Source organism: Flavobacterium sp. DSP2-3-1 (assembly GCF_049896865.1).
Classification (GTDB): Bacteria; Bacteroidota; Bacteroidia; order Flavobacteriales; family Flavobacteriaceae; genus Flavobacterium.
The window spans coordinates 344,478-371,185 of record NZ_JAFCVD010000002.1; the positions used below are offsets into that span (position 1 = coordinate 344,478).

A 26,708-nucleotide genomic window follows, 5' to 3' on the forward strand; every position below is an offset into this window, starting at 1 on the left:
TGTCTAACTCTCCGAAATTTCGGTTAGTTTTATATATTTAGTTTTAAAATTCTCCAATACAGGATTTTGCTTCGGTCTGCTGGACATAACGATTTGTTGTTGAATAGGTGATAGTATTTTAATTATATTTTATTAATGTCCAAATAAAAAGGGATCGTTTATTTCACTAACCCTAATGAGTTTTTTATTTACAAATTCATCCATACCTACTTCACAAAGTTCTCTCCCATAACTGCAACCTTTATTACCGCCAAATAGTAAATAGGCTGGTGTTCAAGTTGGATGATTAATAGAAAACATTCTTGTACGAATTTGATTGGCCACACGTTTACCTCTTTCGATTTCTTTTTTAGATACACAGCAGCCCAAACCAAATGTAGAATCGTTGGCTAAATCAATTGCTTTTTGTTTATTTTTAAATTTTAAAAGAACTCATCATCTATATTTTCAACTACGATAAATCTTTTTATTGCAATGCAACATTCGCCATTATTATTAATTCGGCTAACGACTGCCCATTTTGAGGCTTTGTTAGTATCCACATCATAAAAAACAATAAAGATATCGCTTCCTCCTAATTTCAGAATATTTTTTTTAAAATACTTATCTGCCTTTGTTTTAGTACTTGCACCAGCAACTTCACAACCCGTAAGCGAAATGCATTTTAATCTTATATCAAATACTAATTCCGATGCTCTTCTAACGGATACTAACAGATTGGTGTAAAGCACAATTGGGGCTCTTAAATCTAAAAAAAGTTTCCCAATGGCTATAGCGCATTGTGGAATAATTGACGAATGCTTAATAAATTTAGCATTACCCAACATTATTGGATGCAACAACGGCTACCTGCTAAAACGGAAAATTCCACGGTTACACCCCCCCGAAATACAACTGTGTGACTATGCCTAACCAACGCCTGTCCATCAACTGGATTTCATATTTTATCTGATAAAAATGCTTTCACATTACAAGCATAATAATCAAATATTTCTGCACTTGGTGTAATTTCTCCTTCAGTCTGAACAATAAACTTGCTCATTTCAAGGGTGATTTACTGGGCAAGCTTCTTCTTTTTTCTTTTAACAAATTAGCTATTTTTTGTAATAAAGCTGTACTTTTTGAATCAGGCGTTTTTTTTAAGTTGCAAATATTTCTACTGATTTTGCAATAGATTTTTCGATCGCATTTTCAGTTATTTCTTCAAATGTTTTAACCATTTTGTTGGTTGCAGGATTGGTCCTTAAATTGCCATAAATTTAGTCTTTAGATTTTGATATTGCATACCTTACAGATGTTTAGGTGCTTTATCAGCTTCAATACACCAGAGTAATTCTTTTATAAAAATTGCTGCCAATTTATCGGAATTGGATTTGTCCAACGCTTTTCCATTTTCATCATAGGCATTATCTACTGTTGGAACAGAAAACATGGCAGGAATCGTCCAAGCCATCATTTTCCAAAGTGTAAACTGAAGTGATACGAGGGCTTGATTACCAGCAAAAGGTCCAGATGAAACGGTAACAATACCCACGGGTTTGTGTCTCCATTCTTCGTAAAGCAGGTCAATTGCATTTTTTAAACTTGCGGGATAACCCCCGTTATATTCCGGTGTAACGATGATTATTCCATCTGCTGATTTAATCTTATCTGCAAATTCAAGAACATTTTCAGCTGGATTAATCATTGTTTTTAAGGTGCCATCAAAGATGGGGAAGTTATACTTTTTTAAGTCAATGATCTCGCTTGTTGCCAGCTTGTTTTCGGTAAGATAATTTTGAAAATAAAGCGATACGTTATGGCTTTTTCGTCCTACTCTAACGCTGGAGGAAATGATTGAAATATGTCTCATAATTGTTATTTTTTGAAAATTTTATCTATTTCTTTTGAAAGTTTCACATCTTTTTCGGTAATGCTATCTTTAGCATCGTGTGTAAATAGCAAGATTTCTACCTTGTTGTAAACATTACTCCAACTGGGGTGATGGCCCATTTTTTCAGCTGCAAAAGCAACCTTTGTCATAAAAGTAAAAGCTTCTACAAAGTCTTTAAATTCAAAACTGCGTTTTAATTGATTGTTTTCTTCTTTCCACATATGGCTTTTTTTTTTAACTTCATTTACTGCAATGGCAAATCATTTTTATTGGTGTCTGACATTACAAATTTTAAACTGCAAAAATTGAAAATAATTCAGACAACAAATATCCCTTAATCTTCAACTTTTACTTTTCTTTTCGGAACAATTGTTTATTTCTTAGGAACGCAGTTTGGCACTTTTTTTCCGTCTTTGGTTTTCATTCCCTCTTTTTTGTATCCATCCCAACAAGGATCTTTCGACTGCTTGTCCTTGGGTTTTTGGATGTCTTTTTTCTTCTTTGCCATGATTATTATCTATTATTTGTTGAAATATTAGATTGTTGCTGTATCAATTACATAACGGTAACGGGCCTCTTTGTTTACCACCTTTTTCCACGCGTCATTTATTTCTTCCGCTTTGATGATTTGTATTTGCGGATAGATTTTATTTTCTGCACAATAATTCATTACCTCTTGTGTTTCTGGAATGCCACCAATCAACGAACCATTGAAATTTACCCTATTAAAAATCATATTGGTATTGTTGATCATCAGCTCTCCATTAATAGGTAGCCCCACTTGGGTGAAAAAACCATACGGTTTAACGCATGAAATATAATCTGACATTTCATAGGCATAAGGTACGGTTGAAATCATAAAATCCATTTTTCCAAACCATGGTTTTAATTTATCTGCCGAGTCCACAACAATAACTTCTCTTGCACCAAAACCTTTGATATCATTTACTTTTGAAGGCGAGGTTGTAAAAGCATACACTTCCGCACCTTTTGAAACAGCTAATTTAATTGCGATGTGTCCTAAACCTCCAATGCCTACTACACCAATTTTATCTCCTTTTTTGAATTTCGCTTTCATCAATGGTGAATAGGTAGTAATTCCTGCGCAAAGCAAGGGTGCTGCATATTGCAATTCTATGTTCTTAGGGATTTTGATAGCAAAATGTTCTATTACCACAATATTAGTGGAGTATCCGCCTTGTGTAATTCCTGTTGGTGATGATTTTTCGGGCGTGCCGTAAGTGCCTACCATGCCTGTGGTTTCACAATGTTGCTCTTCACCATTTTTACAACTTTCGCATTTCATGCAACTGTTTACCATGCAACCCACACCCGCTTGGTCTCCCACTTTAAACTTAGTTACATTTTTTCCCACTGCTGACACTATTCCTGCAATTTCATGTCCAGGCACTTGTGGATATTGCTGCTTTCCCCAATGTCCTTTTATGGTATGGATGTCCGAGTGGCAAATTCCGCAGAACTTGACGTCAATCAATATATCGTTGTCGCCAACTGGTCTGCGTTCAAAATTCCAAGAAACTAATTTTCCCTGTTCATCTTTGCCGGCGTAACCTTTAGATTTTATATTCTTGCTCATCTTGTGTAAATTATTTGTTTGTGAAAAAAGTTGAAGTGGATTTGCCAGCAACACACCTGCACCTGCAATGGAAGTTTGCTGTATAAATTTTCGCCTTGATTGATGGTTTTTCTCTTTCATACTCCTCTATTTTTGATTTTTGCATTTAATTTTACATATACAAAATCCTCATTCTTTTACTCTTAAAATGATTTTTTGAAAGATGATGTCATTGATGTTTTTAAGATGCCTTGAAAAATGGGAAAATTAAGGGCTTTCAAATCAATTTACCGATTTGTTTTTCTTAAAATAATTTTGAAAATAAAGCGATAATTCATTACTTTTTCGCCCTTCTCTAACGCTGAAAGAAATGAAAGCAATGTGTCGCATAATTATTCTTTATCGAAAATTTTATCTATTTCTTTTGAAAGTTTTACATCTTTTTCAGTAATGCTATCTTTGGCATCATGTGTAAATAACAAGATTTCTACCTTGTTATATACATTACTCCAATTGGGATGATGGCCCATTTTTTCAGCTGCAAAAGCAACCTTAGTCATAAAAGTAAAAGCTTCTACAAAGTTTTTAAATTCAAAACTGCGTTTTAATTGATTGTTTTCTTCTTTCCACATAATAGTTTATTTTTTGAATTGATTTTATCACTTGAACAGCATTAAATGGCTGATAAATTTTAATTTGTTGTTGTAGGCTTTTATCAAGGTAGGTTTAACGTTCATTATGTGTCCTTACCCCAATTTTTTTTCATATCATCATAAGCTTTTTTACTTATGGTTGATTTCCTCTTAGACTTAGAAGTACCTTCTTTCTTTTTCTTATTGATATTGTTTACCAAAGAATTTTTTTTTGCGGTCGCCATTGGTTTAATTTTTATATCGTATTAGTTTATTAAATGCCCGTAACTAAATTATTTCTTATGACAACGTACGCGACGATCTAAAAAGAGTTTATCATTCTGTTTCGTTAAATATCCCAACAGTAATCCTTATCTGGAATTACTTTAATGATGGAAATATTGTAGTCTTCTTTACGTTTTGTAAGACAAATTTTTGCAATTAATGTTCATAATTCGTTGATTTTTTCTTTGTCTAAAATTATTTCTACTTCACCTTTGACCACCAATCAACTGCTTTTAAGCGGGATGCGCAAAAAAAACTTTACATTTTTATCTGCCGCAATGGTTTTATTTTTAGCACTGCTCTTTTTACTTAAAAGCCAGATATTTCACTGGTAAAAAACTTTAATTACTAACATAAGTTGGTAAGTAGATCCATCATCTATTTTTAAATCGGTACAGAATAGACAAATGAATATGTTATTTAATAAACTTTTAAGTTTATTAGTGCTACTTTTTTTGTCAAGATTTTCAGTGTTACTTATTTTTTTATTAATTAATAATTACATTTTTATTAACGCACTAAAGAATGATTAAAGTTTGTTTGTACTGCAGGAGTAGTTCCACTCGCCCTTGGTTTCCTGGTGGTGTCGGCACCTTTTAAAACTACTTTTTTAAATAATGCAAATACATTTTCGTTAGCACCGAAATATCGTGGTATGTTTTTTAATATTTATTTCTTGATTTTTAATTTAAATTTAAATTAGATTTATCTAAATTAAATTTCGGGATAATTGGTAAGCAGATCATTACGTAATTTCTTAAATGAATTTCATAATTCACACATTTTAAATGAGGAATCAGTTCATAGGTTTAGAAACCACAATAGAATTAAAATTTCAAACTATTACAGCTTCATTTTTTGAAAATGTTTAAGTTTTTTTGTTTTATCGGGTGACGAAACTACTCTTTAATTTTTTTTGTGCAGTTTTGTGTAATTACAAAAAAAATGAAGATGTGTTTTGTTTGTTGAAGATGATGGGCTTTTTTACAAATTTCATTTATATGTTTTTTACACTGGCGCATAACGTACTCTCGTCTAAAAACCTTTAAAAGAACTTTATTTGGTTAATAATGGAGTAAATTTATACGATTTAAACTACAATTAAATTTGTTTTTGGAAAAAAGCATTCTTCATCCTTAAAATAAAAAAGTCTGTAAAAAGCGTTAAAAACAGGTATTAGAACCCCAAAAACAAAGCCAATACTTTTAGATATTGTCTTAGTAGGTTTTGATCAATCAGATTAAAAATTCTGCGCAGATTGTACGTTGAAAAAATTAATCCAACATCAGCCAAGGCATGTTTGATGGTCTTATTAATCATGATTTAATAGCAATCCCATTGGCGATTTATTACTCTCCCGCGAAGAGCGGGACAGGCTAGGAATGTTCCAAAATGGCTTGCCTTCTGCAATACACTTCATAATTATTTCCGATTCTAACCTTGTTTTGATAAATCAAATGGGCGTATTGGGCGCATTCAATTCGTCTGCCTTTGGCATTTTCAGTGAATTTTGTGAAGAGTTTGCAATTTGTACCGAATAACGGTTTTTGAACAACGTGGTCCTTCTTTCAGTTTCTTGGCAAAAGCCAAAACGCAATTTCCTGAGAAGACAAATCATATAGGTAAATGAACTTGTGTTTAAAAGTGAAAGCAAACACGATAACTAACCAAAAAATACTTCTCGAAAAAAAAAGATGGCTAAATCCTGTTATATTTCTCTCTCATAATTTTACGAAAACCCCTTAGTGTTAACGGACGTACAATCGTTTATCCTTTAAAAACGGGACAGGCTGTTCAACACGAATTTTATTGTTCGTGCTGCTAACGCAACGAAACTCTAACTGTTAGCGGATAGTGCCTTTATTTATTCAAATATTCGATGTTTAAATAAATCTTTCATTTTTTCAAAATTCTGTTTTGGGTTTTTACAAATGTATATTCTCTGATACAGTTCTTCTTCATTGTCTGCGTATGGATTATATATACTTTTGAGAAGAGTTACTTTTTCAAAATATGGATTAAAAAAATCGCCAACTTGATAACTCAATGCAATTACAGTATTTGGCATTTCTCCGCTTGGTGTCCAACTGTAATAACTTCCGTGATATGAAAATGCTTTTGGTAAGTTGTATTCTTTGCCAAATAAATTAACTGCTCCTGCTTGAGCATAATGTTTGCCCCAAATTTTACAATTTTGCTTATCATTTTTTGGTAAACTATCAAAAACTTTTTTTAATTCGCTCATTGTTATTTTCCATTTTTCCTGCGTATAATATTCATCATATTTCACACCATATTTTCCTCCAATAATATCTTTCTTTTCATATTTGTAAATGGAATTCAAATAATGATTGAAGGTATAAACTGGCATTCCGAATGAAATTATTATAGAACCTAAAAACAAAAGAAATGTTACGGGAAACATTACCCATTTATGATTTTGAATTACTTTTTGTTCCCAAAATATTGCTCCAAAAGGTAAAATTGTTAAAATGATTGGAAAGAAATAATACGATTTTCCATTACTGAATATTAATAGAAGAAAAGATAAAGTAATTGAAAATGCTAATGGTTTATAAAGTTCAGCTTTGTTAGATTTGAACATATAAAATAGTGCAGGAAAAATCAAAATTAGTGAAATGGGATTGGCTGCAAGAATTAAATTTTTCAAATTATCAATTCTCGAAATTTTATCTAATTGCGTTTCGTATAATCGGTTAAACATTTGCAATACTGGAAAATTGTTTGCGTATTGCCAATAAATATTTGGCGAAACAATTAGAAGAGCAATTGCGATATGTAGCACAATATTGTGTTTCAAAATTGTTTCTCTTGTTCTTTTGAAAAAGAATAATGAAGATAAACCCAAAATAAAAAACAGAATATCATACTTGAATAAAAAACCGATTAATGCAAAAAATGTTAAATAGGTTAAATATTTTTGGTCACGGTATTTTGTATAACGAACTAATTGATAAAAACCTAAAATCCAAAATAGTTGTCCAAAAACAACAGGTTGAAAAAGTTGTTGCGTACGTCCAAATGCTGGCGCAATGATTATGCATAATAAAGTTAAAAATAATGCTTTGTTTTTACCACCTAATTCAATTGTGATTTTTGCAACATAAATAACTATTAAAACGCAAGAAATATGAGAAAATAGATGATGAATATATAGAGAATTGGAATTAAAAATATTTTGAATAAATGATAACACTCCTATTAATGGAGGGAATTCCATATAACCAAATGCCAAATGTTTTCCCGTTTCGATATGTAATAATTCGTCACCTTGAAAACCCGAATGATAATCAGCAATTAAATGAAGAGTTAGTTTTATTATGCAAAAAAATGCAATTATTAGTTTATTCTGTTTTGTCATTTTTTGTTTTTGATTTTCTTTTTTTTCCACGTCAATCTCGCATTTCCTATGTTTTCAGTTCGTCTAAAAACCTTCGAACGAACTCATTTTAGTAAATCATTTAGTAAATATATATGATTTAAACTACAATTGAAATTCTTTTTGGAAAAAGGCATTCTTCATCTTTAAAATAAAACAATCCGTAAAAAGCTGTAATAAATGGTGTTAGAACCCCAAAAAGCAAAGCCAATACTTTTAAATATTGTTTTAATAGATTTTGCTCTATTAAATTAAAGATTCGGCGCAGGTTGTAGGCTGAAAAAATCAAACCGACATCAGTCAATGTCTTGTCGAAAGTTTTTCAGTGCTAAATATTTCGAAAAACTCCAGACGAAATTGTCTACCCAATACGAACAAATCCAGCCGGAATTATGGCAAAAACAATGGGTAGTATTCGATAAGAAACCTTTTGGAAGTCCAAAGTCGGTGGTGGAATATTTGGGAAGATACACTCATAAAATCGCCATCAGCAATAATAGAATCAAGAGCATTGACGAGTAAAACGTGACCATTGATTACAAGGATTACCGGGTAGCGGGCTTTAAAAAACAAATGATACTCCCGCACCTGGAGTTTATCAGGCGGTTTTCGTTGCATATTTTGCCCAAACGGTTTATAAAAATCCGTCATTATGGTTTTTTGAGCAGTACATGGAAACGAGCAAAGTTGCAACTTTTCCAACAAGCCGCTGAGGATGGCATTTTTTACTCGAAAAACATCAAGATATCGCTCAGTTTAAAAAGTTGTTAATAAGTTAAGTCTGCTTTACATAGGAACCCTAGCAGTTGTAGGCAGTGCTTTATTTTGACACCTTCGACTTCTGAATGTTCATAGCTTTCTGTTTTATCCATTGAATTGAAATATCAACTGGTGCTGTAATATTGCCAGAAGAAGTATTGTGTCCTAATGTTGAAAACAAGGTATATTCGAAAGGTTTGCCTTGAGCTTTCAATGTATTTAATTGCTCCATACACAACTTTACTGGAATCTGTATATCTTTCTCACCAAAAAGCCAAAGTCCTGGAATTGAAAGAGTATTCAGTGAAATTTTTGGGTCAGTCGCCACGAATTGATACCTGTCTGGGTCATCTTTCGTATGTTTACGAGCATCAGATTCGGTGTGATTTTCCCAAAAGTTATTTTTTTCATTAGTATAAAACTGAAATCGAAGTTGTTCCAGAGTAGTGATTGTAGGGCAACTAAATAAAACCATAAATTCTATTTGTGGATTTCTATTTGCAGCAATTGGGATTATCCATCCTGCTTGACTGAAGCCAACTAATCCAATTGGTGTTTTTTTATCTTTCAAATATTTTCGAAATGCATTTACTGCTGAACTTGCATCCTGAGATAATAAATTAAGATTAGTAGTGTCAATATTATTCGTGCCAACAGATGGTCCTACATATACACCACCAGATTCTCCAACTCCACGTTTATCATATGTCAATACAGCAATACCTTCTTTGGCAAGACGTTTAGCGAACTCCATTTCTCTTTTTACAGGATCGGACCCATGAACAACCACAACTGCTGCAAGTGTTTTTTTAGGCATTAAAATCGAGCCTGCTAGAGTGACGCCTTGACTTTCAAACTTTACATCGTGAATGGTAAAGTCGGCAGATTGAGAAAATACCATTTCTGGTAAGGTTATTAATAATGACCAAAGAAATAAGTTAATGTTCATTTTGGTATAAGTTAAAAATTGTTTTGAATTGTCTCGGTCTTCGTTAACATTACCTATAACGTCGGTTCGTCTAAAAACCTTCAAACGAACTCATTTTAGTTAATCAGTTAGTAAATATATATGATTTAAACTACAAGTGAAATTCTTTTTGGAAAAAGGCATTCTTCATCCTTAAAATAAAACAATCCGTAAAAAGCGGTAATAACTGGTGTTAGAACCCCAAAAAGCAAAGCCAATACTTTTAGATATTGTTTTAATAGATTTTGGTCAATCAGGTTGTAATTCGGCGCAGATTGTAGAAGGTAAAAATCAATCCTACATCAAGTAGTTTGAATTTGCAATCCGTGCACGTCAAAATAATCAATGATATTATATTTTACTTTACCTGTTTGAAATTTTCAAATTGCAGATTTTATATGTCGATGCAGAATGAGTATATGGATTATTAATTAGCTATCGTTACTTAAAAAATGATAAATGAGAATTTTAGGGTCATTGCGAGGAACGAAGCAATTACATCTGGTATTTTCTTTTGATTTAATGCTTGTCGTTGTGGGCACGGATTGCAAATCCGCCTTTACATTGTATTAGATAAAAAACACTAAATTTATTCAAAGGAAAACAGAGGTGAACTATCAATTCCGCTAAGTATGACTTATATCGCGCATTAGTCCTCTATCTTATCCTTGAATCCCGTTGAATTGCTTCAAATAGAATGATAGACATCGAGGTCTAATAAAGGCTCTAAAGAAGTTCAACATTTTTGTTTATCCTAAATTCAAAGTTATGAAAAACTATTTATTTTATGTAGCTATTGACATTTCAAAATCAAAATTGGATGTAGTTATTTTAGAAAAACAGTCTCCCAATGTATCTAGTCATTCCATTGTAGAGAATAATTTAAAAGGAATAAAGGAAATTTTAAAAAACTTAATAAAACAGAAAATTGATTTGACTACTGTTTTGTTTTGTTGTTAAAACACAGGTGTTTATACATTTACTTTGAGTAGTCATTTGTCTGATGAAAAACTGGATTACTGGATTGTTCCTGCCATAGAAATTAAGCGTTCTAAAGGTATTTCAAGAGGTAAAAATGATTAAGCAGACGCAAAGGATATTGCTTTGTATAGTATTCGAAATATTGACAAACTTAAACTTTCAACATTACCCGAAACCGCAATTCAACAACTAAAATTACTTTATGCTGAGCGAGAAAAAGTGATGAAATCCTTTAAAATTTTTGAAGCTACAAAAGAGAATATTGATTTTATGCCAAAACAAGTTTACAAATCAATTTCAGCAATAAATAATAAAACTGTGAAGTTTCTAAAAACGACATTAAAAGCGATTGAAAAAGAAATGAAAGCAATAATTTCAACTGAAATTGAATTAAAAAAACAATTTGAGTTAATAAAAAGTGTTCCTGGTGTTGGAGACAAAACAGCAATCTATATGCTAATTGCTACAAGAGCATTTACGGCTTTTTATAATGCTAGAAAATTTGCTTGTTATGCTGGAACTGCCCCTTTTGAATATAGTTCATGTTCGAGTATTAAAGGCAGAACCAAAGTAAATGATATGGCAGATAAAAAGATGAAATCAATATTACAAATGTGTGCTTTAGTGGCAGTGAAACACGATCCCCAACTCAAAGAATATTATGAATGAAAAAAAGAAGAGGGTAAGTATGCTATGCTGTTTTTTAACAATGTAAAATGCAAAATTATTGGTCGGGTCTTTTCAGTAATTAACAGGCAAACTCCATACATAAATACATATAAATTTACCTGCTAATTTTTAAAATAGCACTTGTTTTTTATCATAGAATGCGCTTTCAGGTTTTCATCCAAGTTCCGCTCTAGCCTTTAAAATAACATAATTTTTGTCTGGATTTTTGCTTGACAAATGCCACGCGGCGCCTATACCGGATAATCCTGCTCCTATTATAACAATATCTATATGATCGGTATTCATGTTTTTATTTTAGAATTAAATGCTGTTGCAAAATACAAAATTGTACCAATCAAAAAACACCATTATATTTTCTTAAGTAACGGTGTTTGTAATTGTTATGAAAACCTTTTAAAGTGGAAAGGAAGGTGTTTTTTTTAGTATTAAACGACAAATTTATTTTTGAATGATCACCTTTGCGCAGCTGGTTTCATCAAGACACCGTGTTTAAGAGTATAACGAGTTTTTTTAATTTAATTAAGGATACAATTAGCATTTATATATACTATCTTTTTAATGAAAAATGACCCATTTTATTGGTTCCATTCTCAAAAATTATTTGAAACCAATAGTCTGTAGACGGTAAAGGTTTTTCATTTAAACTTCCATCCCAGCCTTCATTATAACCCAAACTTTTTAAAAGTTTTCCATATCGATCATAAATGTAAATACTATAATTTTGATTGGTTATTTCAGTAATTTTCCAGATATCATTTATACCGTCATTATTTGGAGTAAAAAACTTCGGTATATTATACATTAAAGAATCCCCATTGTTTTCTAAATCACAATCTACACCAACATTAGAAACATTTAGATTTATTTTTGTTTTTAAAGTGCAAAGAGTACTGATATCAGTAACCTGTAGTGTTATTTCTTCATAACCTTTAATAGTATTCTTATACGATTCATTTATTAGAGCACTTATATCGTTTCCAGTACTATCAAAATATGAAAACTTATAAAGCGTAGTGTCGTCAACTAGAAGAGAACTTATTTTTGATAGATTAAATACTGCATATCCACTTCCTGTAGGCTCACATGCATATAAATCTGGAATTTTATTTAAAGTAAAAGAGGATGTAGTTTGTAATTCAATCTGCGTATCCACATAGCAATTTGGGTTGTTTTTATTTCCGACACGAATATAGATAGTTTCAGTATAAGGATTTTTATTAGAATAATTTACAGGCAAAGGAGATGGAAGATTATTACCTAATTTGTCTTTGTAAGAGAAAATAAAGTCATCGGGATTTTTAACTAGATCTTTCTCTATTGATGACATATCAAAACCAGAAGAAAAACCATTTCCTAAATCAGCGCAAGATGTCAAAATTGGTATAGCATTTAAATCAGGTTTTTTTGTTTGAATGTAATTATAGGTGTTAAAAAGGTAAACAGATCCAGCATAGCCTATGTGATTTTGTTCATTAGCATCCAAAGCGTCCCAGAAAGCACCTACAAACAAATTCTCTCCATTTAAGGAAAGAGAGCCGCCAAAATAATCGCTGTTATGCCTTATTTTTGGTTGAATAATTTGAATTTCTTTCCAATTTTCATGATTGTCTTTTTGAAACATATAGACGCGACCATAAACTTTTGATAAATTACCATTGGAGTCGTATTCATATTCAGTTCCGCTTACGGCCATTTTATTTTTATAAATTTCCAATCTGTCACCAAAACCGAAATGATTACTCGAACCATCAGATGCCCTGATTTTTTGTTGTGCTGTCCAATCACCATTTGAATTTTTCTTAAAAATATAAACGGATCCTAAAGATGTTAGAGGGCCTCCTCCGTCTCCACTTAAGTTGGAATCGTAATCATCCTCGCGGCTAGCCGAAATAGTAATGACATCTTCATTAATTTTAACAACGCCCCCAAATCTGTCTTGTAATCCTCTGTAGTCATAGGCAACTAATTTTTTAATTTCACTCCAGGTGTTAGAATTTGCATTTTTTTCAAAAACATAAGCTGCTCCAGCCCAATTATCACCTTCGTTTTCAGCCCCAATTACAACAGTATTTCCAGAAATAGCTACAGAACCACCAAAGTTGTCTCTCTGCCCTCTATCACTTGCCACAATTTTTTGAGTTAATGACCAAACGCCGGCACTATCTCTAAAATAAATATATGCAGCACCTGCATTATCAGAGAAATTCATTAAGGAACTATCGGTGCTATTATAGGAAGCACCAACAACCATTTGGTCACCTAACAGAGCAATTTTTATACCAAAATTATCCCATAAAACATCTTCAGGTTTAGCTATTTTTTGAGTAAATACATATAAATCATTAGCATCCCTTTCGTACATGTATATAGCATTCCCACCTCTCGGGTTAAGTGGATCACAACCAAAAACGGCAAGTGTTTTATCTTCCATTACAACTAAAGCACCAAAACCGCAGTATCTTTCCGTTGTTGGAAGCTTTAATTCTTGATAAATAGACCATCCATCGCAATCTTGTTTTGCCATATAAACTTTGCCCGCATTTTCTATGCTTCCGATATTTTCTTGATCAACACCGAAAGCAACAAAACCATCATATGTAGAAATTGAGGAACCAAAGGCATTATCAATGGATCTAATGGGCGCAACAATTTTAAAATTTTGTTTCCATTGTTGTGAGTATAGCGTTAATACACTAAACAATATTAGTAGTGTAAAAAAGTTTTTTAGTTCCATAATTATTTTCAAGCGAAAGCTAAATTAAAATATTTTTTAGGACGAGACACTGCTCTCGTTTATGGACACGATTTGTAAAATAGCGTTATCCTTTTTTTATAGCTCTTGAGCTATTGTAGTCGCAAAGTCAGATACGTTTGCGCACCTTAAACGACAAATTTATTCTTTTAAAGAACACTTTGCGGATAGTTCTTTTTAGAAAACAAATATTTTTATTATTGCACTAATTCCTAAAATTATTGGAAAAAGAATATCGAGAAAAAACACACTTCTTTTAATGATTTTAACTTTTGTATAATTAGGTTGTAGGCTTTGAGGAACATTATCATTTTCCCGTCGAATTCTTATTTCAGATATGTTTCTTTCTTTTATATATTTTAAATACTTTTTATATTTTTCGCGTTCTTCCTCGTCACTATACGTAATAATTAAAGCTACAATTTCAAAAATTATAATACAACCAACTAATTGAGGAATAACATAAGCATCATCGATTGGAATTTTAAATCCAAAAAACTCAATATTTCCAGTGGAATTTTTGACTAAAATTTTAAAACATATGCCAGCAAAAGAAGTGATTAAAATTGTCTTTCGTATTTGTTTAGTATCGCTAAATTCAAAGTTTTCTATCATTTTTTACTGTTACGTTAGTTTTTTATTGCTACACAATGTCTCTCTACTTTGTGCCGAATCTTATATGCCGATAACACTGTACCCTCACTATATTATTTCCTCATTATCGTGGGCGCAAGGACGGAGACGTTTGCGCAGCTAAAAAGGTAAATTTATTCTTTAGAGAACACTTTGCAGAGTTAGGGGAGGCGCACTCCGTCGGTTTCTGGCGGAACCGTTTACTCGATTAGCGGTGGTGTTTTTTTAGTAAATAGGTTCATTGTCTAAAGAAGAATTAATTACTTTAAAATCAAATCCAAATTTCAAACAAGTTTCAGAAACTAAATCCGAAAACCATTTTGGTAAATTTGGAGAAACAAAAATATTTTCAACTAAATCCTCTAAATTTATTTTAATTTTACAACCTCCATTTTGTAAATCAATTTCTTTAGTATTTGCTGGAGCTTCAACAGGTATAATTGCTCTAAGTTCATTTTCGTGAGAAAAACTTTTTCTTTTATTCACGAAAGGGGAGAATCCACTTTCAAATATTATATCGTCATTTTCGTAATCGATATATTTTACTGTTCCAATGAAGAATTCAAATTGTGAATTTTTTAGAACTTTATTTAATTTTTGAAAACTAGATTGGATTACTATTCCTTCATCAGACTTCAAATATAATCTACACATTGCCGCAGATTCAAAATCATTCATATGCCAACAATTCACACCGAAATCTTGTCTGCTTTTTTTTAAAAAGTCACTATATTTTTGGATATCTTCGGAGTTGTTAACGATTTTACCATTTATAATTTCCTGCTGAATTACAACTTTTCTCGATTTAAATGTTTTTAATGGTACAGAACCTTCAAAAATATCTTCAAAAATATCAACTCTTGTGAAGTATAAAGATTGCGAATTTAGCAAATCTATAAATTTTGTAAAGTCAACATATCTCCAGATTTTTTGATTTTGATTTTTTGGTTTTAAAAATGACGAATGTTTAAGTATCATTTAATTGTCTTTTTTTATAATGTAAATCTGTCTTTTTGGCAACATTACCGCTCACTTCTATATATCCGCTACAAAGTGTTACTTACAAACCCAATTTTGGTTGGCTTTATGCTACTTTGTTTTATTTTCATCTGCTTTCAAATATATAAATAAATTATTACAAAATTTCAAAACAACTTTATATTGTCGTATGCCACAATTCGCGTGAAGGATGGCAGTGAAAATCCTTTTATGAAGCGAAGCGCAATAAAAGATTGCAACGTACAGCCTGACCCATAGTTTTTACGGAGGGACACGCCCAAATTATTTTCCTTTTCCAGCCTGTGATTTTGTCAAATAACTGCCTAAAATTCAAAATGGTAAAATACTTGTTTGGGTTGCAAAAATTTTATAATTTTGCAGTCCAATTTTATTATGTAAATTAAAGAAGAAGATGGATATCAAAAGAGTAGCAATAGACGCTGTGAATGAAACAATTGTAATGACTGTTGTTCACATGGATTACAAAGGACAAGTAGCAAAAAGAATAAACGAAAAAATGCCTTTGGCAACGGTTAAAGGATTTAGAAAAGGTGCGGTGCCTAAAGATCTTGTTGAAAAACAATACGGTAAAGCGATCAAACAAGAAGAAATTCAAAAAGTGGTTGATTTAGCTTTAGAGCGTTTTGTACAATCCGAAAGATTAAACCTTCTTGGAACGCCACTTCCTAAAGTAAACGAAAATTTTTCTTGGGATGCTGAAGAATTGGTTTTCGAATATGAAATTGGTTTGGTACCAAACTTCGAATTGGATTTGGAAGCTAAAAATGACATTGTAAAATATGTGGTTTCTGCGGATGATAAAATGATTGAAGGTCAGGTAGAACGTATTCAAAAACAATTTGGAACTGAGATTCCTCAAGAGGTTGTTGCTGCAGATTCAGATGTAACGGGAACTTTCACTAACGAAGAAAAAGGAATTAACAACGCGACCACTATTGCTGCTGATCTTTTTAAAGACAAAGCGACTTTTGATTTATTCATCGGTAAAAAAGTAGGAGATGTTGTGACTGTAAATACAAAAGATTTATTTGAAGACGTACATCAATTGATGGATGTATTAAAAGTAAGTCATGATGAAGTTCACGAATTGGCGGTTGACGTAGCTTTTACAATTGAAGCTATCAACACTGCTGAATTAGCTGAATTGAACCAAGAATTGTTCGACAAATTGTTTGGAGCTGGAACGGTTTCTTCATTAGAAGAATTGAAAGCTAAAATCAAAGAAGATGCTGAAACTCAATTTGCACAACAAGCAGACCAAAAATTATTAGGTGATGTAACTGAGTTTCTAATCGAAAGTACCAAATTCGATTTGCCAGCTGAATTCTTGAAAAAATGGTTGCAAACTGTAGGGGAGAAAAAATTGTCTCCTGAGGAAGCTGAAGTGGAATATGTACGTTCTGAAAAAGGACTGCGTTTTCAATTGATCGAAGGTAGAGCAATGGCTCAATCGGACATCAAAATCACTTTTGAAGACTTGAAAACATTCACTACAAAAAATATCCGTCAACAAATGGCGCAATTCGGGCAAACAAATCCTACTGACGAAGAAGTTCAAGGAATTGTAGCTAGAGTTTTGTCTAACCAAGACGAAGTGAAAAGACTTTCGGACCAAGTTGTTGCTGAAAAATTATTGGAATTGTTCAAAGAAAAAGCAAATCCTACCACTAAAGATGTAACCTACGACGAATTTATTGCTGCGTCTTACGGCGAATAAATAGGAGTTTGTACTGTCATAAAGTCGAACGTCAAAAGCCTTAAGAACGCAACTGATTATTAAAAATTTTATGATTTTATTACAAATACGAAACAATAAAAAATAGTTATATTTGAGCGTCAGAAAAAATATTTTTTGGCGCTCTTTTGTTTCAATTAGTTGCGGGAGCCAATCCAGCTGTACGTTACAAGTTTTTTCTTCCGTTTCAGTTTTTTAAATTCCTGCAAGAGCTTCTTTCAGTCGCTTTGCACGAATAAAAAAACTAAAAAACGGAATTCAAAAAGCTTTTTACTCCCATCTGGGCTAAAAATAAGACATATTGACATCATTTGGAAATAGGTATGACCTTTGCATTAATTCGAATCACAAGATATTACGTAAAACTTAGAACAAAAAAATATGAACTACGGTAAAGAATTTAAAAAATTTGCTACAAAGGACCACGGCGTAAACTCGATGTATTACGATAAAATCGTAGGCGCAATGACTCCTAAAAACATGACTCCATACATCATTGAAGAACGTCAGTTGAATATTTCACAATTAGACGTTTTCTCCCGTTTGATGATGGACAGAATTATATTTCTTGGAACAGGAATTGATGATCAAATCGCAAACATCGTTCAGGCGCAGTTATTGTTTCTTGAAAGCGCCGATGCTTCTAAAGATATTCAAATTTATTTGAATTCTCCAGGAGGAAGCGTTTACGCAGGATTAGGGATTTATGACACAATGCAATACATCAAACCAGACGTAGCAACGATTTGCACAGGAATGGCAGCTTCTATGGGAGCAGTGCTTCTATGTGCCGGTGCAGCAGGAAAACGTTCGGCATTGCCACATTCAAGAGTAATGATTCACCAACCATCAGGTGGGGCGCAAGGAGTTGCAACAGATATGGAAATCAACTTACGTGAAATGTTGAAACTGAAAGATGAGTTGTACAAAATTATCTCTCAGCATTCCGGACAAACTTTCGATAAAGTTCATACGGATAGTGAACGTGATTATTGGATGATCGCTGAAGAAGCAAAAGCATACGGAATGATTGATGAAGTTTTAATAAGAGGGTAAATTATTGGTCAAAAATCAAAAGTCGGAAAGTCAAAAGCATTGCTCAAACTTTACGACTTTTGACTGTATGACATTAGACTATAAAAATGGCAAAAGTAGTATTAGAATGTTCGTTTTGTGGAAGAAAGAAGCCAGAAACTCAATTATTGATTGCAGGTATCAATGCGCATATTTGTGATAAATGTATTGAACAAGCGCACGGAATTGTTCTTGAAGAAATAAAATCCAGCGGAAGTTCAAAATTGGTTGGAGATTTGATTTTGAAGAAACCAAAAGAAATCAGAGCGTTCTTGGATCAATACGTAATTGGACAGGACCAAACTAAAAAAGTAATGTCGGTTGCGGTTTACAATCACTACAAACGTTTGATGCAACAGCAATTAGACGATGAGGTTGAGATTGAAAAAAGTAACATCATCATGGTGGGACAAACAGGAACAGGAAAAACATTGGTGGCAAAAACCATTGCAAAAATGTTGGATGTGCCTTTAGCGATTGTAGATGCAACAGTACTTACTGAAGCAGGTTATGTTGGGGAAGATGTGGAAAGTATTTTGACGCGTCTTTTGCAAGCTGCCGATTATGATGTTGCCAAAGCAGAACGCGGAATTGTTTTCATTGACGAAATAGATAAAATTGCACGTAAAAGTGACAATCCTTCTATTACGCGCGACGTTTCGGGTGAAGGTGTGCAACAAGCACTATTAAAATTATTAGAAGGAACAGTTGTAAATGTACCACCAAAAGGAGGACGCAAGCATCCAGACCAAAAATTTGTTGAGGTCAATACACAAAACATTTTGTTTATTGCCGGTGGTGCTTTTGATGGTATCGAAAGAATTATTTCGAAACGATTAAACCGTCAGGCGGTGGGTTATTCTACTTCAAAAAATGTGGACAATATTGACAAAGACAATTTGCTGCAATACATTATTCCAAAAGATATTAAAGATTTTGGATTGATTCCTGAGATTATTGGTCGTTTGCCAGTATTGACACACATGGATCCTCTAGACAGAGAGACCTTGCGTGCGATTTTGACACAACCTAAAAATGCGTTAATCAAACAATACGAGAAATTGTTTTTAATGGATGATGTTGAATTCACTATTACCAACGCAGCACTTGATTTTATTGTGGATAAAGCGTTAGAATACAAGTTAGGCGCTCGTGGATTACGTTCCTTATGCGAGGCCATTTTAACAGATGCGATGTATGAATTGCCGAGCTCTGATGATAAAACATTAGAAATTGACGTAGATTATGCCAAAGAAACGTTGAATAAAAATTTATTGAAACGTTTAGAGATTGCATCATAATAAATGCATTTTTCTTAAAAATACAAACCTGTTCATTCATTTGAACAGGTTTTTTTATGGGTAATTTACACTATTTGTTATTGTTTGATAAAAGGAAGATTATTTTTTTTTATCAACGTCAGATTGTCGATTTTTGTGCATTCTAAATTAAATAATTGTAGCATGCAAGTAGAAGAGATTGAGGTTATTTTATTAAAAGTTTCTGGTCAGGACAAACCTGGTGTAACTGCTGGTCTGACATCCATCTTGGCAAATTATGATGCCATCATTTTAGATATTGGTCAAGCAGATATTCATGACACGTTATCTTTAGGTATTTTATTTGAAATAAAAGCGGGCTCTTCTTCTGGACCTGTTTTGAAAGATCTATTGTTTAAAGCCTATGAATTGGGTGTTAAAGTTAAATTTATTCCTATTTCGATTGCTGATTACGAAATTTGGGTAAAAGCACAACGCAAACAACGCTATACCATCAATGTTTTGGGAGAAACACTAACCGCTGTTCAATTAGCGGCTGTAACCAAAATACTGTCCAACCAAAATTTAAATATTGATGCGATCAAAAGGTTAACGGGTAGGGTTTCTATTATTGACAAAGAAGAATTTCCACGATCTTGCATACAATTATCAGTTACAGGTACAATTGTAGATAAATCGTTTATGACCGCCAGTTTTATGGAAATTTCCAGAACTTTGGATGTGGATATTTCTTTTCAAGAAGACAATATGTATCGAAGAAATAGGCGTTTGGTGTGTTTTGATATGGATTCTACATTAATTCAAACGGAAGTAATTGATGAATTGGCTGAATTGGCGGGCGTCGGAGAGCAAGTAAAAGCCATCACAGAAGCAGCGATGAATGGTGAAATCGATTTTAGCGAAAGCTTCAAGCAACGTATGGCTTTGTTAGAAGGTTTGAGCGAAGAGGTTCTGCAAACTGTTGCTGAAAATCTGCCTATAACCAAAGGAGCGCATCGCCTGATGAAAGCCTTAAAATATTACGGCTATAAAACCGCTATTTTATCCGGAGGCTTTACCTTTTTTGGAAAATACCTTCAAAAAGAATTAGGTATTGATTATGTTCATGCCAATGAATTGGAAATTAAAGAAGGAAAATTGACAGGCAACTATATCGGAGAAATTGTCGATGGTAAAAAGAAAGCACAATATCTTCAAGCTATTGCCGATAAAGAAGGCATTCATATTAACCAAACTATTGCAGTAGGTGATGGCGCCAATGATTTGCCAATGTTGAATCTTGCAGGTTTAGGAATTGCTTTTCATGCCAAACCTACGGTTAAAGAAAAAGCGGAAAGTTCCATATCTAGCTTAGGCCTCGACGGTGTTTTATACCTGTTAGGCTACCATGACAGACATATTGATATGATGGAGGAGGAGTAAAGAAGCGAGATACTTCTTTACTTTTTATTTACTAAGTCAGAATCATACTTAATTTTTAATACAGATAATTTTCTAATAATTACATTTATACAATTATACAAAATATAAAAAACCTCGAAAATAGTGGTCAAAAAACGCGTATAATATCTTGAATGCCCTCGTCAACAAAGTATCCATACTTTACTAAGTTTATATGACAATTATATTTTTTAGGAGAGCAATATTCAAAGCTAAGTCGAGAAATAAACGTTCCTTATCGCTATAATCTGGCTAGAATATTTTCAATTATAAATTTTTTCTGTCATCAATAAAAAATAGTTCAATATGTTCGGCATTCAATTCTACGTTGTTAAATTGCATCATAAACATGGCTTTATGCAGTTTTTTATCTCGAATTTCTTCTTTATACTTATCTATTCCTTTTTTAATAGTGTGCACTTTTTCTAAATAATCCTTTTCTCCTGTTTTTTCATACCGTTCATTCAATTGTCAATTCTCGCGAAATTGCCGGAAAATCAAGATTCGGTTGATCCTCTATCCAAACGTGTTGCCTTCTCAGACAGTTTTTACTTTTTTGTTATTATTTCTTTAGTTATGTATAATAATTTTTTTACTAAAATTTCCTTTAGTGGTTTGAATTTTTGCAATGTATACACCGGCACTTATTTTTTTAATGGGGAGCTGAATGTTGTGTTGTTCTTGATTTTCAATCTTCCAACTAATGATTGATTGGCCAATTGTGTTAAATAATGAAACTTCTTTAACCATTACATCTAATATGTTATTGTTGATTATTAAGCTGTTTGAGTTTTTTAAATAGGCGGTAATATCATTGTTATTAATGGTGTTGTCACCTATACCTAAGGTTTTATCTGTAAATCGTAATGAAAAACGAGTTTTGTTTTCTCCTTTTGTGAGGTTTGTTTCAAATGCTTCATTGCGGATATTGTGGTATAAACCTGTCATGTCATCATAAATATAAAAAGCCTGTTCCTTATCGAAGTTTTCTGAACTATCAATCATGAACTTTACTTTTCCTACAGTATCTGTTTTTACACCAATAGGGTAGGAGGCATTTGCATCAAAAAAGCCTTCTCCTTCAATAACCAATTGTTCTTCTCCATTCAATAAATACATGTCGTTTGGAAAATCATCGTTGATGTAGCCGTCATAGCCATCATCGATTCCACTTGTAGCTTTATCATCCATGAAAGCTAATAAAACCTGTCGATGGTAATTATTATTGGAATCAAATCCCAATCGAATTCTTTTAAAAGCATCATTAATTGTTGGATCACTTTCATTTTCTGTTAACTTTTTGCTGTTTTTAACATTGGGGTTAATTTTAAATAGGGTATTGCTTTCAGGATTATCTTCTTTTGCAAATATTCTTTGTCCGTTGTTAAAAACAACCTTTTTATTTTTACCAGAGCCAGTTTTTCCATATACAAAGAACCCTTGCCCAACAGGGATATAATATTTTGGTCTTTTCGTACTCAATCCTTTCCCCCTAATTACACTGGGTGCGACCGCTGCGATTCCACCTGATAAATTTAGTACAGCAAAACCCCCGAGATAATTGGATAAAACATGTGAATTATTGTCTGATGAATGTTCCCAAAAATATAAAGTCCCATCTACACCAACATCTTGTAATCGATCAACAGAATTTATATTATCGGCTATAAAAATTCTAGCATCAATAGCGGATGGATATGGGTTTCCAACAAGTAATAATTGGTCCGCGCTGATGGTATTTGAATCCACCAATCCATTGTTAGGTTTTCCGACAAATGTAAAGTTTGAGGCCGCTCCACTTCCTTTTAAGGTGTATCCTTGACCTGCTCTAAGTTCACTGGTTTCTGTTATTTGTATCCAATTAGCATAGGCATCAGTATTAGGTTCAAATTTATATAACCAATATCGAGCTAAACTTACAGGTGTCCCTGCGTTTCCGGACGCACCATCGTAACCGGAAACCCAGTTGATGTTTCTTGGCACAGCATTAAGACCATCTTTCATAACACCAGTAACAGTGTAGTTGGTATTATTGGCGGCTGGGTTGATTGGACTTACAGGAGAGCTCCAGTAATTATAATTGTATTTGTTAGACTGACCTTGCTGGTCTCTTTCTATTGATCCAGTGCTTAAATAATCTAAATCGCTTTCAATAGTTTGTAATAATTGTGACTTGCTCTGTAAATCTATTTTCCCATCTAATTTTAAGTACCAGTCATTTTGTAAATTGGAGTCATTCATCGTAATTTTTTTACCGGAATCAACAAGCATCCCCAAATCAACATTATCAAAGGGTTCGGTAATATCATTTTGTACTTTCACAATGGACCAATCATAATCCATAATATCAGCTCCTCTAATTTGTTTTGTTGGACTATCGACTGCTGTTGCAAAACCCCCGCTTCGTTCTGTTATGAAAGGCATAGGTGCTTGTTGCGCATAAATATTTTTATGATTAAAGATTTTCATTCCGGTTCCCAAGTCGACGCTGGTTGTGGTTAAGTCATCTACAATATCGTCTTTATAAGTATCCATTTGGTAATAGCGAAGCAAATCAGTAAATGAGATTGCTATTTCAGTCGATTTGGCAACAACTTTAGGGATTACTTTACCTCTTAATTGTGGACTTGTTTCGTCAATTTCCTGATAGACCATTCTTTGCAATTGGGAATCAGTTAGCGCAACATTAAACACGCGTACCTCATCTATTTTTCCTTTGAAATATTTGGTATTCGTGCTTGGATCTTTCCCTAAAGTGAAAAGAGAAGCATCATCATTGATTTTTCCAGATGCGGCAACTGTTTGTATTAACTTTCCATTCAAATACAATTTTAAAAAACCTCCGCCGTATACGGCTGCAACATGATACCATTGTGAAAATGTTAAGGGAGTATTATTTACAGCTGTAATGCCATTTACCACTGCTTCTAATTTTTTAGCAGATGTAATCCGTATTTGAAAATTATTTTGTCCTGCGATGACTCCGTCAGAAGAAAATGCTGAATTCAAATTGATCCATGCCATAAATGAAGCGTTGGCTAATCTTCCTAGAATTGGGGTACTTTGTCCATAATCGTTTCTCCCGTCAAAATCCAGAAATAGTTTAGAGCGAATATCTCTTGGAGAACCAAAATAGGAAGTATTAGTGTCAAAAGCATCTAAAATGCCATCTTTGTCAATGTCTACGTTGGAGCCCGCAGCACCAATGATACCGTCATTATTGGTGTCTATATCTTTTGGTGCGTAAATTAATTTATTGTTGGCAATGTCTAAAGCGCCGCCGGATTGTGATGAAATATCTAAATAATCAGGGATTCCATCTGTATCTGAGTCTTTAAGATAGGTAGTGGCAGTTCCTTGGTTTAAATTTCCATATACTCCGGCCGAGTAATCAAAAATGTCTAATATACCGTCTCCAAAACCTTCGTAAATTCCATCTCCATTATTGTCTTTGTTTCTAATTTTTTCTGATTCCACTCCGTCTCCACTCCCGTCTCCATTTATGTCTCCATCCCCGTTAACATAACCTGTGACCGCACTAGTACTGCTATTGCCAGCTCCGCTTTCATCCACATCAAAAAGGCTGTCATTATCACTGTCTAAATCTAAATAATTAGGAATTGCATCATTATCAGAGTTTAATACAGCTTGATTAGCTACAGAAGCTGCACTGTCAAGTAATCCGTCTCCATCTCCGGATACCACATCTAATTTCCCTTTTCCATTGCTTAAATTTCCAAGTCCGGCTTCAATAACATCAGGGATCCCATCATTATCACTGTCTAAATCAAAATAATTAGGTATTAAATCCCCATCAGTATCCCCACAAATAGGAACAACAAATAGCTGAACTTTATCCATAAAATTCCCAGAGCTCTGACTACCAGAAACCGTTCCTAGCACCGTAAAAGTTAAACGGGTTGTGGTTTGACCTGCGGGGACAAGATATCTTCCAGTATATTCTGTCCAGGAAGCATCTGCTGCTGAAACAAAATCGCCCTGACTTGTTAAGATGCCAGTTGGGTTCCCAATTAATAATTGTGCCACATCTTCGTTGACACTATTAGCATACCCTTTCCGTTTGCGATGTGCAAAGGACCATTGAAGTACATCTCCAGGAGTGGTTGCAATATCTTGATAAAAACCATCATCGCTGGAGGCGTTTATCTCGGCATATTGAATTCCTGAAAAAGCTTTACCATTTATGTCATCTACAGGATCATGAGAGTTATTCCATATTTCCAAATAATTGTTTGCAGCGTCAGCGCTTTTCCATGCGGGTATCAGACTCGCATCGCCTTTCCAAATGCCCATTGTACCACTACCTGTTTTATCTGTTGGACCATTATCCAAACCTGAGGTAATAATGTTTTTATCTTCAAAATCGGCATTTAACAATCGGGGCTTTACAAAGTCAGGGCATTCTGTTGTGTCTAAAATACCATCATTATCGTCATCTATATCCACATTATCACGAATACCATCACCGTCACTATCAAAAAATGCATCAGCGACCCACGTTACAATTACTTGGCCGCTATAGCCGCTACCACCTGTTCTTGGGGTACTACCAGAATTACCATTTTGACCGCCGCCGCCGCCGCCACTGAGTGCTGTTGCCGCATTACCATTTCCACCTGTACTTGAATTTCTTCCTGAAGCACCATTTCCTCCACCATAATTTCCGCCTATCCCTGCGGTGCCTCCTAAACTGTTGAATCCAATGCTTCTGTATCCCGCGCCGCCGCCGCCGCCGCCGCTCGTTCCAACAACAGTTGTTGTTGCATTTCCGGTACCTCCCGCACCTCCTATATAGCTGTGGGACACAGCTGTTGTTGCGGCTCCCGAACCATTAATGGGGCTGCTGCCTGTATTAACATTTCCGCCATTTCCACCTCTTGCTGTCACTGCTGCTGTTATGCCAAATAATGAATTGCCTCCTGCATTTCCATTAGCACCGGATACCCCAGTTCCACCGAGTCCAACAGTAACATTAATTACAGCCAAAGCAGTAACATTTACGTCAATAATTTTGTTGTAATTTCCGCCTCCGCCTCCGCCTCCGGTAGCAAAATTGATATTTGTACATCCACCACCAGCACCACCTCCGCCCCAAAGTTGGACAGTTACTTTGCTAACACCAGAGGGTACTTTGAAAGTGCCATTGCTTGTAAAAGTTCTGGATTGGGTCTGTGAATTCGCGATAAAACATGAAAGGATTAAAAACGAAGTAAGAGTGTACTTCTTAGTAAAGAGAGTAGTTTTTTTCATATGATTTGGGCAATATAATGAATAACTAATTTTAAATATTTGATAAAAAATCAACTGTCATATGTAGGTAAATGGAGCAGTTGACTTGAATTGGTATTAATATGTAATCTATTCTTTATCAAATATATACATATTATTTTAACAAGAATTGTTTACCCGATTAAAAGCGTTTGGCATCGATAAAATGCAATTACGAACTAAATATGTAAGTTTTATTGTAGGAAAATTGAAGTTAATGTTTTTTTGCAGAAGTAAATCTATTTTTATAGAGGGTTGTGAAGTATGCTGACGCCCAAAATTTGGACAATATATGCTGACTAATTTAGATGGGACTAAAAGC

21 protein-coding genes and 1 pseudogene are annotated in these 26,708 nt (G+C 33.6%); 7 read left to right on the forward strand and 15 right to left on the reverse strand.

All coding sequences use genetic code 11. From position 1 onward, the window contains the following. Window positions 1-273: 273 nt before the first annotated feature. The 8 genes from ACP7AT_RS03755 to ACP7AT_RS03790 all read right to left on the reverse strand — a co-directional run bounded on the left by ACP7AT_RS03755 (window position 274) and on the right by ACP7AT_RS03790 (window position 7,748). Window positions 274-369, reverse strand: a complete 96-nt coding sequence (locus tag ACP7AT_RS03755) for a hypothetical protein (protein ID WP_426063014.1) — start codon at window positions 367-369, stop codon at window positions 274-276. Window positions 370-422: 53 nt separating this feature from the next. Beyond that, window positions 423-839 carry an aldehyde dehydrogenase family protein gene (locus ACP7AT_RS03760; RefSeq protein WP_426063015.1) on the reverse strand — a complete coding sequence of 139 codons (417 nt, stop codon included), beginning with the start codon at window positions 837-839 and terminating at the stop codon, window positions 423-425. Window positions 840-1,288: 449 nt separating this feature from the next. Beyond that, entirely contained in the window at window positions 1,289-1,852 is a 564-nt protein-coding gene (locus ACP7AT_RS03765; RefSeq protein ID WP_426063016.1) for an NADPH-dependent FMN reductase, read from the reverse strand. Between the two features lie 5 nt (window positions 1,853-1,857). Further along, window positions 1,858-2,094 carry a 4a-hydroxytetrahydrobiopterin dehydratase gene (locus tag ACP7AT_RS03770; RefSeq protein ID WP_426063017.1) on the reverse strand — a complete coding sequence of 79 codons (237 nt, stop codon included), beginning with the start codon at window positions 2,092-2,094 and terminating at the stop codon, window positions 1,858-1,860. Window positions 2,095-2,246: 152 nt separating this feature from the next. Continuing rightward, a complete protein-coding gene (locus tag ACP7AT_RS03775; RefSeq protein WP_426063018.1) occupies window positions 2,247-2,381 on the reverse strand; it encodes a hypothetical protein in 135 nt (44 codons plus the stop codon). 27 nt (window positions 2,382-2,408) lie between these two features. After that, complete coding sequence (locus tag ACP7AT_RS03780; RefSeq protein ID WP_426063019.1) at window positions 2,409-3,590, reverse strand: NAD(P)-dependent alcohol dehydrogenase; 1,182 nt, start codon at window positions 3,588-3,590, stop codon at window positions 2,409-2,411. Between the two features lie 251 nt (window positions 3,591-3,841). Further along, on the reverse strand, window positions 3,842-4,081 hold the full coding sequence (locus ACP7AT_RS03785; protein WP_131477599.1) for a 4a-hydroxytetrahydrobiopterin dehydratase: 240 nt from the start codon (window positions 4,079-4,081) through the stop codon (window positions 3,842-3,844). Between the two features lie 2,149 nt (window positions 4,082-6,230). Next, complete coding sequence (locus ACP7AT_RS03790; protein ID WP_426063020.1) at window positions 6,231-7,748, reverse strand: glycosyltransferase family 39 protein; 1,518 nt, start codon at window positions 7,746-7,748, stop codon at window positions 6,231-6,233. A gap of 333 nt (window positions 7,749-8,081) precedes the next feature. Between ACP7AT_RS03790 and ACP7AT_RS03795 the strand changes: the two are divergent. After that, a pseudogene (locus ACP7AT_RS03795) lies at window positions 8,082-8,471 on the forward strand (IS91 family transposase); the annotation flags it as partial. A 115-nt stretch (window positions 8,472-8,586) separates the two neighbouring features. Here ACP7AT_RS03795 and ACP7AT_RS03800 read toward each other — a convergent pair. Next, window positions 8,587-9,474, reverse strand: coding sequence for an alpha/beta hydrolase family protein (locus tag ACP7AT_RS03800; RefSeq protein WP_426063021.1), 888 nt, complete (start codon window positions 9,472-9,474; stop codon window positions 8,587-8,589). A 786-nt stretch (window positions 9,475-10,260) separates the two neighbouring features. Between ACP7AT_RS03800 and ACP7AT_RS03805 the strand changes: the two genes are divergently transcribed. Continuing rightward, on the forward strand, window positions 10,261-10,452 hold the full coding sequence (locus tag ACP7AT_RS03805; protein WP_426063022.1) for a hypothetical protein: 192 nt from the start codon (window positions 10,261-10,263) through the stop codon (window positions 10,450-10,452). A 144-nt stretch (window positions 10,453-10,596) separates the two neighbouring features. Continuing rightward, window positions 10,597-11,142 carry a transposase gene (locus ACP7AT_RS03810; RefSeq protein WP_426063023.1) on the forward strand — a complete coding sequence of 182 codons (546 nt, stop codon included), beginning with the start codon at window positions 10,597-10,599 and terminating at the stop codon, window positions 11,140-11,142. Between the two features lie 174 nt (window positions 11,143-11,316). On the opposite strand, the gene ACP7AT_RS03815 is transcribed toward ACP7AT_RS03810, so the two are convergent. The 4 genes from ACP7AT_RS03815 to ACP7AT_RS03830 all read right to left on the reverse strand — a co-directional run bounded on the left by ACP7AT_RS03815 (window position 11,317) and on the right by ACP7AT_RS03830 (window position 15,526). Further along, window positions 11,317-11,448, reverse strand: coding sequence for an NAD(P)-binding protein (locus ACP7AT_RS03815; protein WP_426063024.1), 132 nt, complete (start codon window positions 11,446-11,448; stop codon window positions 11,317-11,319). A gap of 262 nt (window positions 11,449-11,710) precedes the next feature. Next, a complete protein-coding gene (locus ACP7AT_RS03820) occupies window positions 11,711-13,864 on the reverse strand; it encodes a T9SS type B sorting domain-containing protein (protein ID WP_426063025.1) in 2,154 nt (717 codons plus the stop codon). A gap of 228 nt (window positions 13,865-14,092) precedes the next feature. Then, window positions 14,093-14,530 carry a hypothetical protein gene (locus tag ACP7AT_RS03825; RefSeq protein WP_426063026.1) on the reverse strand — a complete coding sequence of 146 codons (438 nt, stop codon included), beginning with the start codon at window positions 14,528-14,530 and terminating at the stop codon, window positions 14,093-14,095. 243 nt (window positions 14,531-14,773) lie between these two features. Next, window positions 14,774-15,526 carry a hypothetical protein gene (locus ACP7AT_RS03830; RefSeq protein WP_426063027.1) on the reverse strand — a complete coding sequence of 251 codons (753 nt, stop codon included), beginning with the start codon at window positions 15,524-15,526 and terminating at the stop codon, window positions 14,774-14,776. 433 nt (window positions 15,527-15,959) lie between these two features. Between ACP7AT_RS03830 and ACP7AT_RS03835 the strand changes: the two genes are divergently transcribed. The 4 genes from ACP7AT_RS03835 to serB all read left to right on the forward strand — a co-directional run bounded on the left by ACP7AT_RS03835 (window position 15,960) and on the right by serB (window position 21,079). Next, window positions 15,960-17,285 carry a trigger factor gene (locus ACP7AT_RS03835; protein WP_426063028.1) on the forward strand — a complete coding sequence of 442 codons (1,326 nt, stop codon included), beginning with the start codon at window positions 15,960-15,962 and terminating at the stop codon, window positions 17,283-17,285. A 399-nt stretch (window positions 17,286-17,684) separates the two neighbouring features. Then, window positions 17,685-18,359, forward strand: coding sequence for an ATP-dependent Clp endopeptidase proteolytic subunit ClpP (clpP, locus tag ACP7AT_RS03840; protein ID WP_091202765.1), 675 nt, complete (start codon window positions 17,685-17,687; stop codon window positions 18,357-18,359). 86 nt (window positions 18,360-18,445) lie between these two features. Next, window positions 18,446-19,678, forward strand: a complete 1,233-nt coding sequence (gene clpX, locus ACP7AT_RS03845; RefSeq protein WP_426063029.1) for an ATP-dependent Clp protease ATP-binding subunit ClpX — start codon at window positions 18,446-18,448, stop codon at window positions 19,676-19,678. A 162-nt stretch (window positions 19,679-19,840) separates the two neighbouring features. Further along, window positions 19,841-21,079: a phosphoserine phosphatase SerB gene (serB, locus tag ACP7AT_RS03850; protein ID WP_426063030.1), complete on the forward strand. Its 1,239-nt coding sequence runs from the start codon at window positions 19,841-19,843 to the stop codon at window positions 21,077-21,079. Window positions 21,080-21,364: 285 nt separating this feature from the next. Here the strand turns inward: serB and ACP7AT_RS03855 are convergent, their stop codons facing one another. Beyond that, complete coding sequence (locus ACP7AT_RS03855; RefSeq protein WP_426063031.1) at window positions 21,365-21,565, reverse strand: hypothetical protein; 201 nt, start codon at window positions 21,563-21,565, stop codon at window positions 21,365-21,367. Window positions 21,566-21,667: 102 nt separating this feature from the next. After that, window positions 21,668-26,368: a LamG-like jellyroll fold domain-containing protein gene (locus ACP7AT_RS03860; protein WP_426063032.1), complete on the reverse strand. Its 4,701-nt coding sequence runs from the start codon at window positions 26,366-26,368 to the stop codon at window positions 21,668-21,670. Between the last annotated feature and the right edge of the window lie 340 nt (window positions 26,369-26,708).